Annotated in this window: 12 protein-coding genes; 4 read left to right on the top strand and 8 right to left on the bottom strand. The window is 71.0% G+C overall.

Going from position 1 to position 13,102, the window contains the following annotated elements; translation table 11 throughout:
* Positions 1-9 precede the first annotated feature (9 nt).
* On the bottom strand, positions 10-1,158 hold the full coding sequence (locus AB0L60_RS13615) for an epoxide hydrolase family protein (protein ID WP_364612245.1): 1,149 nt from the start codon (positions 1,156-1,158) through the stop codon (positions 10-12).
* Positions 1,159-1,221: 63 nt separating this feature from the next.
* Between AB0L60_RS13615 and AB0L60_RS13620 the strand changes: the two genes are divergently transcribed.
* Positions 1,222-2,166 (top strand): YafY family protein, encoded by a 945-nt coding sequence (locus AB0L60_RS13620; protein WP_364612248.1) that lies wholly within the window; start codon positions 1,222-1,224, stop codon positions 2,164-2,166.
* Between the two features lie 96 nt (positions 2,167-2,262).
* Here AB0L60_RS13620 and AB0L60_RS13625 read toward each other — a convergent pair whose 3' ends face one another.
* The 4 genes from AB0L60_RS13625 to AB0L60_RS13640 form a co-directional block, all read right to left on the bottom strand.
* Complete coding sequence (locus AB0L60_RS13625; protein WP_364612251.1) at positions 2,263-3,093, bottom strand: alpha/beta hydrolase; 831 nt, start codon at positions 3,091-3,093, stop codon at positions 2,263-2,265.
* Positions 3,094-3,239: 146 nt separating this feature from the next.
* Positions 3,240-4,274, bottom strand: coding sequence for an NAD-dependent epimerase/dehydratase family protein (locus AB0L60_RS13630; RefSeq protein ID WP_364612254.1), 1,035 nt, complete (start codon positions 4,272-4,274; stop codon positions 3,240-3,242).
* A gap of 13 nt (positions 4,275-4,287) precedes the next feature.
* Positions 4,288-4,596, bottom strand: a complete 309-nt coding sequence (locus AB0L60_RS13635) for a hypothetical protein (protein ID WP_364612257.1) — start codon at positions 4,594-4,596, stop codon at positions 4,288-4,290.
* Between the two features lie 9 nt (positions 4,597-4,605).
* Positions 4,606-6,267 carry a fatty acid CoA ligase family protein gene (locus tag AB0L60_RS13640; protein ID WP_364612260.1) on the bottom strand — a complete coding sequence of 554 codons (1,662 nt, stop codon included), beginning with the start codon at positions 6,265-6,267 and terminating at the stop codon, positions 4,606-4,608.
* Positions 6,268-6,697: 430 nt separating this feature from the next.
* On the opposite strand from AB0L60_RS13640, the gene AB0L60_RS13645 reads away from it, so the two are divergent.
* From AB0L60_RS13645 to AB0L60_RS13655, 3 genes are all read left to right on the top strand, one after another.
* Positions 6,698-7,744 carry a 3-oxoacyl-[acyl-carrier-protein] synthase III C-terminal domain-containing protein gene (locus tag AB0L60_RS13645; RefSeq protein WP_364612263.1) on the top strand — a complete coding sequence of 349 codons (1,047 nt, stop codon included), beginning with the start codon at positions 6,698-6,700 and terminating at the stop codon, positions 7,742-7,744.
* A gap of 4 nt (positions 7,745-7,748) precedes the next feature.
* Positions 7,749-8,654 (top strand): hypothetical protein, encoded by a 906-nt coding sequence (locus AB0L60_RS13650; RefSeq protein ID WP_364612266.1) that lies wholly within the window; start codon positions 7,749-7,751, stop codon positions 8,652-8,654.
* A 205-nt stretch (positions 8,655-8,859) separates the two neighbouring features.
* Entirely contained in the window at positions 8,860-10,890 is a 2,031-nt protein-coding gene (locus AB0L60_RS13655; protein WP_364612269.1) for a LuxR C-terminal-related transcriptional regulator, read from the top strand.
* 90 nt (positions 10,891-10,980) lie between these two features.
* On the opposite strand, the gene AB0L60_RS13660 is transcribed toward AB0L60_RS13655, so the two are convergent.
* Genes AB0L60_RS13660 through AB0L60_RS13670 form a run of 3 tightly spaced genes read right to left on the bottom strand, consistent with a single transcriptional unit; the run spans position 10,981 to position 13,085 of the window.
* Positions 10,981-11,151, bottom strand: coding sequence for a hypothetical protein (locus AB0L60_RS13660; RefSeq protein WP_364612272.1), 171 nt, complete (start codon positions 11,149-11,151; stop codon positions 10,981-10,983).
* A 48-nt stretch (positions 11,152-11,199) separates the two neighbouring features.
* On the bottom strand, positions 11,200-12,009 hold the full coding sequence (locus tag AB0L60_RS13665) for an SDR family oxidoreductase (RefSeq protein WP_364612275.1): 810 nt from the start codon (positions 12,007-12,009) through the stop codon (positions 11,200-11,202).
* A gap of 41 nt (positions 12,010-12,050) precedes the next feature.
* Positions 12,051-13,085, bottom strand: coding sequence for an alpha/beta hydrolase fold domain-containing protein (locus AB0L60_RS13670; RefSeq protein ID WP_354837252.1), 1,035 nt, complete (start codon positions 13,083-13,085; stop codon positions 12,051-12,053).
* Positions 13,086-13,102: the final 17 nt, after the last annotated feature.

Here is a 13,102-nt window from a genome sequence, read left to right on the forward strand (position 1 = left end):
CCCGACGGGCTAACGCAGGTCGCGGAAGAACTCGCGGATGTCGGTGACCAGCAGCTCGGGTTCTTCCATGGCCGCGAAGTGCCCGCCGCGATCCACGTCGACCCAGCGGGTGATGGTGTTGGACTGCTCGCAGTAGCGGCGGATGCAGACGTCGTGGGCGAAGGCGATGACGGCGGTCGGCACACCGGAATTCACGCCGGGCACACCCCACTCCCCGGTGTGGGCGTACCCGACATAGGCCGCGGAACCCGCGGTGCCGGTGAGCCAGTAGAGCATGACGGTGGTAAGCAGGCGATCGCGGTCGATGATCTTGTCCGGGTCCACGCCGCGCGGATGCGTCCACTCCCGGAACTTGTCCATGATCCAGGCCAGCTGTCCCACCGGCGAATCCACGAGCCCGTACGCCAGGGCCTGGGGCCGGGTGGACTGAATCGCGACGTACCCGAACTCCTCTCGCATGAACGCCTGGATGCGCCGCACCCGGTCCCGCTCGAGCTCGGTGAGTTCGTCGATGTCGTCCGCGGCCGAGGGCGGCGGCAGGTTCGGGCCACCATTGACGTGCACGCCGATCACCCGATCCGGTGCCGCGCGGGCCACTTCGGGGCTGACCGCGCCGCCGATGTCGCCGCCCTGCACGGCGTAGCGCTCGTAGCCGAGCCGGTTCATCAGCTCCGCCCAGACCCGGCCGATACGGGCCCGGGTCCAACCGGAGTCGCCGACCGGTCCCGAGAATCCGAACCCGGGCAGCGAGGGAATGATCAGGTGGAAGGCGTCGGCCGAATCGCCGCCGTGGGCGCGCGGATCGCTCAGGGGGCCGATCACGTCGAGGAAGTCGGCGATCGAACCAGGCCAGCCGTGGGTGAGCAGCAGCGGCACCGCGCCCGGTTCGGCGGAGCGGATGTGCAGGAAGTGGATGCGCTGCCCGTCGATCTCGGTGACGAATTGCGGATACCGGTTGAGCTCGGCTTCGGCTGTGCGCCAGTCGTATCCGGTACGCCAGTGGTCGACCAGCGCACGCAGCCAGTGCACCGGAACGCCGGTGTCCCAGTCGTCGCCGGGCAGCGGGGCGGGCAGACGGGCGGCATCCAGTCGCCGGCGCAGGTCGTCGAGCTGCTCGGCGGGGATGTCGATGCGGAAGGGCGTGATCTGTTCGCTCATGAGAACCACGATAGAAAGCAGTTAGGACAGTTTCTGCCCTAGCTGTGCGGCAGAATCGAATTCATGTTGGAAACTTCCGCCCGGCTGCTGCGCCTGCTGTCGCTGCTGCAGACTCCGCGCGAGTGGAGCGGCGCGGAGCTGGCCGCCCAGCTCGAGGTGGATGTGCGCACCGTGCGCCGCGACATCGGCAAGCTGCGTGCCCTCGGCTATCCCGTCGACGCCACCGCCGGCGCGGCCGGGTATCGGCTGGGCGCGGGCGCACAGCTGCCACCGCTGCTGCTCGACGACGAGGAGGCCGTCGCCGTGGCCATGGGATTGCGCACGGCGGCGGGCGGGACCATTGCGGGCATCGAGGAGAGTTCACTGCGCGCACTGGCCAAACTCGAACAGGTGCTGCCCTCGCGGCTACGGCATCGGGTGACGGCCTTGCAGGCCGCGACCGTGGCCGTCCCCGATGGCGGCCCGCGCGTCGACCCGGACACCCTGACCACCATCGCCGCGGCCATCCGTGACCAGCATCGCCTCCGATTCGACTACCGCACCCACAATGGCGACTCCTCGCGCCGGACAACCGAACCGCACCGCCTGGTGCACGTCGGCCGCCGCTGGTACCTGACCGGCTGGGACGTGGACCGCGAGGACTGGCGCACCTACCGCGTCGACCGCCTCACCCCGCGCGTCCCCACCGGCCCCCGCTTCACACCACGCGAGGCCCCCGACGCCGCCGCCCAGGTCTCCCGCGGCGTCACCACAGCGCCCTACCGCTATCAGGCCCGCATCACCCTGCTGACCTCCGCCGAACGGGCCGCCGAGCTGATCGCCCCGACCGTCGGCGTCCTCGAGGCCGTCGACCCGGACACCTGCATCCTGCACACCGGCGCGGATTCACTCGACGCCATCGCCGTCCACGTGGCGGGTTTCGGTTTCGACTTCCGGATCCTCGAGCCGCCGGAACTGGCGGCGCACCTGCGTGAGCTCGCTACCCGACTGCACCGGGCGGCGGGCTGACCTGAGTTGCCGGCGGGCAACTGTTCTTTCGAGACGCCGGGTTCGGCCGATGCACCGGGCGTCCGTGGCGGAGAGGGGGCTGGGTGCTGGGCGAGTTCAGCCCGCCAGGGCTGTGCGGGTGGCGGAACGGATGGCGGCCGTGACGGTTTCGGGCTGCTCCAGCATGACGAGGTGACCGCAGTCGGGGAGTTCGATGGCCTCGGACGGGCACAGCGTCGCATTGAGGCGGGCGCCGGCGGCGGCGGACAGGATGTGGTTCTTGGCGCCCCAGACGGTGGTGATGGGCGGGAAGCCGGGGGCGGGACGGAAGTCGTCGAGGACGGCCAGCTTCGGGAGGTCGCGGGCGATGGCGGCGGGTGGGAGCAGGCGGCGAGGTTCGCTCCAGCGGCGGCGCAGGCCGGTGAAGGGGGAGGAGCCCATGCCTCGGCCGCGCGGGCCGAGCTGTTCTCGGACGACGAGATTCGCGGCGAAACCGGGCAGCCTGATCGCGCCCGCGACCGAGTCGAGCGGGAACTGGGCGGCCGCGCGCGCGGTCCATCCGGTCGGTGTGGGACGCAGGGTGGCGGCGGTCAGTGGGCTGCACAGCACCAGCGCGCGCACATTCTGCGGGTTGCGGTGTGCGTACAGCAGGGACAGCGCGCTGCCGAAGCAGTTGCCGACCATCGTGACATTGCTGAGCCCGTGGGAGTCGATGAACTCCGACACCATGCGTACATAGTTGTCGACGGTGTAGCCGTCCGCGGGTGAGTCGGAGTCGCCGTAGCCGAACAGGTCCAGCGCGTACACGGTGTTGGTGGCCGCCAGCGCGCGCGTCTGGTTCACCCAGATGCGCCGGTCGCCGCCGATATTGTGCAGGAACAGGATCGGATCCCCGGACCCGGCGCGATCGTAGGCGACGGATACGCCGTGATAGTCGAACTCCGGCATCGGGCGCTCTCCTCATTGAGTAGCGGTGCTGCACTGCGTCTGCGGCCTCGAGGGCCGTCAGCACCGACTCACCCTCGCGCGGTACCAGCCATGTTAGCCGGTACCGCGCGTAACACAAGTTCTTGAGGGGAGCGTCCGAGCGCTGGTCAGCGGGTGGACCCTGCGATCACCTCCCCGCTGCGGATCCAGGATTTCAGTTCGGTCATGCCGGTGTCGCGATCCATTACGGGCCGATATCCGAAATCACGGGTCGCCGCGGAGGTGTCGTAGGTGCCCGAGCGGGTCATCACCGCAACCGAGTACCGCGACAGCGGCGGCGTCCAGTGTTCGGCGAGATACGGTACCCGCCTGAGGTTTTCGATCACCGACACCACCAGCGCCACCACGCGCGGATCGAGCCGGCGGCCGGGCCGCGGATAGCCGAGGTCCGCGGCGACGTCACCGAGGAACCCCCACACGTCGGTCCGCTCCGCATCGGCGATGAAATACGGCTTGCCGCCGACATTCTCGCTGGCAGCGGCCCTGACCGCGGCCTCGGCGATATTGTCGACGTGGCACAGCGAGGCGTACACCTCGCGCCCGGCCGACAGATCCGGCAGGGTCCCGGCCGCCGCCCGTTCGAGCAGTCGCACAATGGGCCCGGATCGGTCGCCCGCACCCCAGATGGCCCGCGGCCGCAGCGCGCAGGTGGTGAATCCGGGCGAATTCGCCTTCAGCACCAGGCGTTCGGCGGCGGCCTTGGTCTCGCAGTAGTGGTTGAGGTAGCGGCGGGGATACGGAACCGACTCGTCGATATCGATCTGATCGCCGCCGTCACGGTCCATGAGCGCGCTCGGGCTCGAGATGAACACGAACCGCTGCGCGCCCGCTGCCCGGGCAGCGGCCAGCAATCGCGCGGTGGCGGCGACGTTCTCGGCCCAGAAGCGGGCGCGGGTGCCGCGCTCGTCCACGCGGGCGGCGCTGTGGAACACGACATCGACACCGGCGACGGCGCGTTCCAGCGAGTCGGGGTCGCCGAGATCGCCCACCACCCGCTCCACCCGGTCGAGCACCGGGGTCAGGTCTCGCAGATTGCTGGTGCGCCGCACCAGAATCGCCACCTCGTGGTCCCCGTCGCGCACCAGCCGGCGCGTGAGCGCGCCGCCCAGGAAGCCGGAGGCCCCCGTCACCAATGCCTTCACGATGCTGCTGCTTTCACGATGCCTCCAGAAGTGTGTGGTCGCGTCGCCGGGCGCGGCCGAGGAGCGGCGCCAGCGCCGCGGTGTCCCAGCCGATCCGGCTGGCCAGTTCGTCGGCGGCCATGCTGACCGGTATGCGGGTGGCCGGATCCGCGGCGCACAGTGCCGCGTCGGCCCACCACAGCAGCCGCAGCGCCGGATTCGACGGGGCACGCCCGGCCACCGCGGCGATCAGTCCGGCCAGCAGATACAACCGGGCCGCGATCCCGGTCAGGAAGTACAACCGCGTGACCAGCGGAACCACCCGCGGCGCCGGGCTTCTCATGCCGCGGCCCTATCCGTCGAGCTGCTTGGCCGCCCAGACCGCCAGCTTCTCGCGGCCGATCTTGGCATTGTGGCGGATATCGACCGGGAATCGCGGATGGAACAGGAACTCCGCCACCGGCTTGGTGATGTCGAATTCGTCGCGCCGCCCGCGCAATCGGTCCTCGACCGCGGCCCGGTCGGCCCCCGGTGTCAGCTCCACGCACAGCACCGGCTGCTGGTCCCCGCGCGCACCCACGCCCACCAGCGCGGTGCGGGCCACGCCCTCGACGGTGTTGAACACCTGCTCGACCTGCACGGTGAACATCGGCCCGCTCGCCGTCTCCAGCCGCTGACTCTTGCGCCCGCAGAAGCGGATTCGCCCGGCGTCGTCGATCCAGGCCAGGTCTCCGGTGCGGTGCCAGATCACCTCGCCGTCGATGATCTTGCCGGTCCGGTCGGCCGCCTGCGGCCAGAAGTAGCGGGGGCTGACATTCGGCCCGGATACCACCAGCTCGCCGATTCCGCGCGACGCCGCCAGATCGGCTGCCCGCGCCTCCGCATCCGCCCAGTCCGGTAGTGGATCGTCGGTGATGGCGATGATGCGCGCCCGCACGTGGAGCGCGGGCGCGCCCACGCACACCCCGTACCCGGTGTGCGCCTGCTCCACCAGATCGCCCAGCAGCTCACGGGATTCGATGGTCGCCATGGGCAGCGCCTCGGTCGCGCCGTAGCCGGAGTACACCTTCGCCGGCTCGGGCAGCACCTGCCGCAGCGCCGCGATGCACCAGTCCGGGACGGGCGCTCCGCCGGAGTAGATGCTCTCGATGCTCGGCAGCGCTGCCCCGGTCTGCTCGATGTGCCGCAGCAGCGGGATCAGCACGGCGGGGGAGGCGAACATGGTCTTCACCTCGTACCGCTGCACCGCGTCGACCACGTGCGCCGGATCGGTCGCCCCGACCTTGGAGGGAATCAGCGGCGGTAGCACGCACCGGGATCCGAGCAGCAGCTCCAGGATGCCCGCCACCGGCGCGGTGATGAGCGAGGTGCCCGGCGCGACGTGCTCGCGCGCGGCGTCCACCTGGTCGATCATGGCGCTGAGATTGCCGTGGGTGAGCACCACCGCCTTGGCGGGCCCGGTGCTGCCGGTGGTGTACGCGATGAGCAGCGGTTCGTCATCGGGCGCGGGCTCGCGTTCGGGCAGCGCGGAAGCCGGTGTGCGGCCCCAGCTTTCGAGGGTGGGTCCCTGCCACCACGAGCGCCCGACCGTGACCGCCATCCGCACCTTGCGGAAGTAGGCGCGGAACACGATGCGCAGCGCCTGCGCCTCGGTGACGCCGACGAAGGCTTCGGCGTCGGCGGCCTGCAGGCAGCGCAGCATCTTGAACATGCCCATGCCCGGGTCGATTACCACCGGCACCGCGCCGATCTTGAACAGCCCGTAGAGGACGGCGTACAGCTCGGGTCCCGGCCGCACCAGCACGATGGTGCGCACGCCGCGGGTGACGCCGGCCTCGGCGAACCGCTCGGCAATCGTGTCCGACCACGCGTCGAGTTCGGCGTAGGTGAGGTGACGGTAATCGGGCAGGCCGTCCCGATTCCTGCCGTCGGCATAGATCACCGCCTCCCGTTCGGGATGGGCGGCGACGATATCGCTGAAACGATCGAGAGCGCGCCAATAAATGGTGGGCAAGGAATGCGACACACTTCCCCCAGTGAATTGTCGAGGAATGCGAGGAATGTATCGGTGAGGCTACACGGGGTGATGTCGGACCGCTAGACGTGGCGCTCCGTATTCGTTTGATATACAACAGTTTTAGTGTGTCCCCGGGTACCGACACGGGTTCTTCGCAACCCCCTATTCCACCCCTACGGGGCGACTCGGCGGCCATTCGCCGATCGGCGTGCGCACCACTTCCTTCCAGCGATTACGCCGCGAAAATCGCTTGAGCGCACTGTGATTGGTGAGGTGCGTGGGACACTCGTCTACCGGTGGGTACGGTAGCGTTTCACTTGGCATCGGGGCTACGGGATATCAGCGGGGCCGGCTCGGGGGACACCGAATTGCGGCCGCCGCAGCCACATTCGACCGGACGCACTCAGTCCAGAGAGCAGGGGGCCACATGCGTACACGCTTCGAATCGATCGGTGCGTACACACCCACGACCATCCGTTCCACCGAGGACGTGATCAACAGCCTTTCGGTACCCAGGGCATTGGACCTGGAACGAATTACCGGAATCAAGAACCGGCGCGTGCACAACAGCGATCCGGAGAATTACGAATCGTCGTTCGCGCTGGCGCGCCACGCCATCGAGGACTGCCTGGCCCGCTCCGGCTACGACGCCGCGGACCTGGACGTCATCATCTCGGTGTCGATCACCCGCTTCACCGCGCCCGGGCAGTACTGCTTCGCACCGTCTTTCGCCGCCCAGCTGGGTGCGGCCATCGGCGCGGGCGGGGCGCTGCATTTCGACCTGTCCAATGCCTGCGCGGGCATGATCACCGGCGTGCTGGTGCTGGACCGCATGATCAAGTCCGGTGTGGTGCGCCGCGGTCTGGTGGTCAGCGGCGAGCAGATCACCCCCATCGCCGAGACCGCCACCCGCGAGATCTCCCAGCCCTACGACCCGCAGTTCGCCGCCCTCACCGTGGGCGACGCGGCCGTGGCCGTGGTGGTCGACGACCAGGGCGACGACGCGGACGAGATCCACTACATCGAGCTCATGACCACCTCGGCCGGCGCCGAGCACTGCATCGGCATGCCCAGCGACAAGACCACCGGCATCGCCATGTACACCGACAACCGGGCGCTGGCCAGCGAATCCCGCTTCCTGCAGGGCATTTCGCGCATGGCCGACTTCCTGCTGGAGACCGGCCGGGCCTGGGAGAGCGAGAAGTACGACTACTGGATCCACCACCAGTTCAGCGGCCCGGCCATCGACTACATCAGTTCGCTCACCGAGCGGCACTTCGACACCCCGATGCCGCAGGCCCTCAATGTCTACGCCGAATATGGCAATACCGCGTCCACCTCACACTTCCTGGTGCTGCGCGAACACCTGGCGCAGGGCCGGATTCCGCGCGGCTCCAAGGTGCTGCTGATCCCCGAGGCGTCCGGCGTGGTCTCCGGGCACCTCGCCGCGACCATCTCCCGGCTGGAGGCCTGAATCCATGAGCACCGCAATCGTTTCCGCGGCCGTCTGCACCGACGCCGATACCGGCAGCTACTTCGAGCTGGCCGCCCGCGCCGGCGCGCAGGCACTGGCGGCGGCGGAGGTCTCCGCCGGCCGGGTCGGCCTGGTGGTCAATGCCGGGGTGTTCCGGGACAGCAATATCGCCGAACCCGCGGTGGCCGCGCTGATTCAGAAGCGCCTCGAGGTGGGCCTGGAGTACGCGACCGGGCGGGTGCCCGCGTTCTCCTTCGACCTGCTCAACGGCGGCACCGGGGTGGTGCACGCGCTCATGGCCGCCCAGTGCTTCACCGGTCTCGGCGATGTCGAGTACGCGCTCATCGTGGCCGGCGACACCCACCCGTCCACCGAGCGCGACCGGGAGGACTTCCCGTACGCCGCCAGCGGTGCGGCCATCCTGCTGCATTCCTCCGACAGCGCGGGCGGTTTCGGCCGCATCTACACCACCGAGACCCCGGGCGCCCTCGCCCCGACCGCATGGGCCGACCTGGAGGCGGCGGGCACCGGCGGCCGCACCGCACTGACCGTGCGCGCCGAGAGCGGGGACCCGCTCGCGCTGGCCGAGGCCGCGCTGCGCGAATGCCTGGCCGGTGAAGGACTGGAGTCCGGTGACTTCGCCACCGGCGGCGCGGTACTGCTGGCCCCGGCCCCCGTCCCCGGCTTCCGCGAGCGGGTGGCCTACCGGATCGGGGTGCCCTCGGCCGCGGTCGCCGGGATCGACCCGTTCGTCGGCGACCCATATTCCGCGGGCCCGGTGCACGCGTATCTGAGCGCGGCCACCCAGGGCATGCTCGACGAGGCGCGCGCGGTGGTGTTCCTGGCGGTGGACGACACGTCGGCGGCCGCCCTGGTCTATCGCCCGCACGCGCTCGTCCTTACCTCCTAGGCGGATGTGAAATACACTGTTTGGCAGTACATTTCGAAACCGTTGTGCCCCGGCTGATCCTGGGCGCCCACGCGCCCTCGCTGCAATGATGCCGCTCCAGCACACCGAAGCTCGCCGTGCCACGCCTGTCAGTCGGGCGCATCCCGATCGGTGAAAGGGACGTCAGATGGCACGGTCGGTCGCTCGGGACCGAGGGGAGATGCCGGTGGGGGCCGGCGCCAGGACGAGCTGGGCGGTCGCCACCCAGGTGAGCGCGGCGGACGCGGAGCGGCTGCGGGTCGCGCGCGCGGTGGCGGTGCTGGGAGCCGCCGCGGGGGTGGGCCGGGTCGCGGCGCTATTGGACACGGAACTCGACGAGACCCGTGCGGTGGTCACGGAATTGGCGGCGGCCGGGCTGATCGTGGGGGAGTGCCGCCCGCACCCGGAGCTGGCGGCCCCGGTGCTGCGGGGCCTGCCCGACGAGGATCGGCGCGCCCTGCACACCGGGGCGGCCGAACTGCTGTTCCGGGAGGGCCTGCCCGCGGCGACGGTGGCCCGGCACCTGGTCGAGGCGGGCGACGCCCGCGGCTCGTGGGTGGCGCAGGTGCTCCTGGAGGTCGCCGACCGCGCCTTCGACGCCGATGAATTGGACAGCGCCGGAACCTATCTGGAGCTGGCCTATCGGGCCAGCAGACGCGCCGACGAGCGGGCCGCCATCGCGACCCGGCTGGTGGCGGTGGAGTGGCGGATCAACCCGTCATGCCGCACCCGCAATTTCGGCCGGCTCAAGGCGGCCCTGCGCACCGGGCGGGTGCCGTATCCGGAGCTGCCCATGACCGTGCTGCAGATGCTGTGGCACGGTCATGTCCTGCACGCCGATCACGCGCTGGTCCAGCTGCGTCGCAGCACGGACGCGGTGGCGGCCGATCGGCTCGAATTCGTCGGGGCGTGGCTGCGCTACACGCATCCGGTGCAGGCGCAACGGCATCCGTGGCCGGCCCGCGCCCGCTCCGGCCCGGAATCGCCGTCGCCGGACCGGGATTCACCCCACCGGCAGGCCGCCGCACTGCTGACGGGACTGTGGGAGCCGCGCTCGCCCGCCGAGACCGCCGCCGCGGCCCAGCGCATCCTGGCACACCACCGGCTGACCCCCGCCACCGTCGAGGTGCTGGTGGCGGCGGTCGACTGCCTGCTGCACACCGATCGCCTCGACGCCGCCGACGCCTGGTGTACCGCCCTGCTGGCCGAGGCCACCGCGCGCCGCGCCCCGACCTGGCAGGCACTGTTCGCCTCGGCGCGGGCGGAGACGCTGCTGCGCAAGGGAAATCCGGTCGAGGCAGCCGGGCACGCCCTGGCGGCACTCAATCTGCTACCCGCCGAACAGCTCGGGGTGTGGCTGGGCCGGACGGTCGCGGTGCTGGTGCGCGCGCTCACCGCACAGGGCAGGCACGCCGAGGCCGCCGCGCAGCTGGAGCGGCCGATGCCGCGCGCCATGTTCGAATCCCGTTTCGCGCTGGGCTATCTGCGCGCCTGCGGCGAGCACTGCCTGGCCACCGGCCGGCCCGAGGAGGCGCTGCGGCACTTCCGCCGGTGCGGGCGGCTGATGGACGAGTGGGACATGGACTTCGCCTGGCTGGCGCCGTGGCGCAATGACCTGGCCGCGGCCGGCCTGGTATCCGGGCAGCAGCGGCAGGTGCGGAATCTGGTGACCCGGCACCTCGACCTGATCGGCGGAGCCGAGCAGCACCACACCGGCGGGGTGTCGCTACGCCTGCTCGCCGCGACCAGCGATCCGCTGCGGCGGGTGACGCTGCTGCGCCGCTCGGCGGCGCTGGCCCGCTCGGGTGGCGACGAACTCGAATTGGCCACGGTGCTCGCCGATCTCGGGAACGCCTACCGGGCGCTGGGGGAGTCGGACCGGGCCCGGCCCCCGCTGCGGGAGGCGGCGCGACTCGCCGAGCTCTGCGGGGCCGAACCGCTCCTGGCCCGGCTGCAGGTCGACCCGGCGCCGGCCGCGCGAGAAACCCTGGTCGACACCGGTTTCGACGCCTTGAGCCCGGCCGAGCGGCGGGTCGCCGAACTGGCCGCGCTCGGTCAGCGCAATCGCGATATCGCCGAGGCCCTGAACATCACCACCAGTACGGTGGAGCAGCACCTGACGCGGGTGTACCGCAAACTCGCGGTCGCCCGCCGCAGCGAACTGCGGTTCGCGCTGGCGCCCCGGACCGAGACGAGCGCGCGGACCGCTACCGGATAACCGTCGGCCGAAGGGGGATTGGCATGATCGCGTATCCAACCGGGGCGGCGCAGCAGCCGCGGGACGACCATCCGCACCCGCGCTCCGCGGCTACCTGGGCCTGGCGTCGATCCTGGCGAGGGCGGTGGCGGCCCGGCCGATGCGCGCCGCACCACCAGCGTGGACCGCCGCGCAGCCGGGTACCCCGGAGTCGGACATCGCGCCCGCACTGCCGGTCACGTGATGCGCACGCCGCCGCCCGACGAGGTCAAGGTCGGGCATCGATTCCCCTGAACCCCCGCGACCAGCCGATTCGGCTCCTACGAGGCGCTACCGCAGCGAATCGGCCTTGCTGATCCACCCCACCACCGCCCGGGTCACGAAGGGCGGGGACAGGCGGGTGGCGAGGGCGGTGAGTTTGGTCTGCAAGCCGACCAGGACGTGCGGGCCCGACAGCGGGCGGCGTCCGATCGCGGTGTGCCACACCGCTTCCGCGACATCGCCGGGGGTGAGGTGGACGCCCAGCATGGTCGCGGATTTCGAGCCGCGGCTCACCTCGGTCATCATGTCGGTCGCGACGAACAGGGGCAGCAGGTCGCTGACCGTGATGCCGTAGTGCCGCCATTCGAGGTCGAGGGCCTCGGTCAGGCTGCGCACCGCGGCCTTGGTCGCGCCGTAGGTCGCCAGGCCGGGCTGACCGTAGAGCGCCGAGGCCGAGGCCAGGTTGATGACGCGGCTGCCGGGGGTGCGGCGCAGATAGGGGAGGGCGGCGTGACAGCCGTTGAGCACGCCCTTGACGTTCACGTCCACGAGACGATGCTGGCGTTCCACCGGGATCTCGCCGAAGGGCCCGGAGACCAGAATGCCCGCATTGTTGACCAGCAGGTCCAGCCGGCCGGTCGCGTCGTCGAAGTCCTTCAGGGCCCGATCCCAGCCCGCCGGGTCGGTGACATCGAAGGCACCCGTCACGGTCCGCCCGCCGATCTCGGCGGCGGTGCGGGCGACCGCATCGGCGTCGATGTCGTACAGGCCGACGGTCCAGCCCGCCCGGGCGAATCGCGCGGCGATGGCGCGGCCGATACCGGCGGCCGCCCCGGTAACGAGGATCGCGGGCTGAGAAGAATTGGCGGGCTGGGACATCGGAGCCTCTCGGATCGGAGGGTCGGAACCGCCGGTGCGGATCAGGCGGCGCTGCGGCCGAGGCGACCTGGATCGATCATCGCACGGTGGAAATCGGCCGCGTCACGGGCGGCGTCCCGGCCGTCCGCGAGCAGGTCCGCACCCAGGTGGATGAGGGTGTGCGGTGCGCTCGGCCGCACCTGCAGGCGCAGCGGGACCCCCGCCGCCTCGGCGCGTTTCGCTACCGCCAGCGCGTCGGCGAGCAGCATCTCGCGGGAGCCGACCTGCAGCAGAATCGGTGGCAGACCGGTGAAATCGTGATTCACCACCGACCAGCTCGGATCCAGCTCGCCGTCCACGGCGATACCGCGGCGCACCACCATGTCCGGGCCGACCGCGGGCAGCACCGCGTCGTAGCGGGCATTGGGATGCGCGAGGCGGGCGGCGGAGTCGAAATCCGCCCACGGCGAGGTCACCGACAGTGCCACGGGCAGCGGCAGACCCAGCTCGCGCAGTGTCAGCGCCAGCCGCAGCGCCAGTCCGCCGCCCGCGGAATCGCCCGCGACGACGATCTTCTCGGGCGGGAACCCCTCGGCCAGCAGGTGCCGGTAGGCGGTGAGGGCGTCGTCGAGGCTCTCGTTGGGGTGGGCGTCGGGCAGCTGCCGATAGTCGACGGTCAGCACGGGCAGCTCGCTCAGCGCGGCCAGGCGGGCGGTGTGGCGGCGGTAGCTGTTGAGCCCGCCCGCGATGAACGCGCCGCCGTGCAGGTACAGGATCGCGGCGTCGCGGTCCACCCGCGGATCGGGAACCGGTGCGCTCCACAGCCATTCGGCGTCGCAGTGCTCGAACCGCACTGGTTCGCGGCGGGTGCCGCGCGGGGTGCCGAGCACCCGGGCGGGCTGCTCGGACAGCCGCGTCATCCGGAATACCAGGTGCGCGGGGCGCGGGCCCAGGTCGGCGACCCAGGCTCCGGCACGCAGGAACTGCTGCACCGTGGTGCGCAGCACCGGATGGGCGAGCCTGGTTCCGATGCGCGCCGGCCGGATCGTCTCCACGATCACCGATGAGACGGGGTCCGAGGTCTGCGGCGTCGCCACGGGCGCTCCTGTCCGCG

The sequence above is a fragment of the Nocardia sp. NPDC051981 genome, from assembly GCF_040680715.1.
Lineage (GTDB): Bacteria > Actinomycetota > Actinomycetes > Mycobacteriales > Mycobacteriaceae > Nocardia.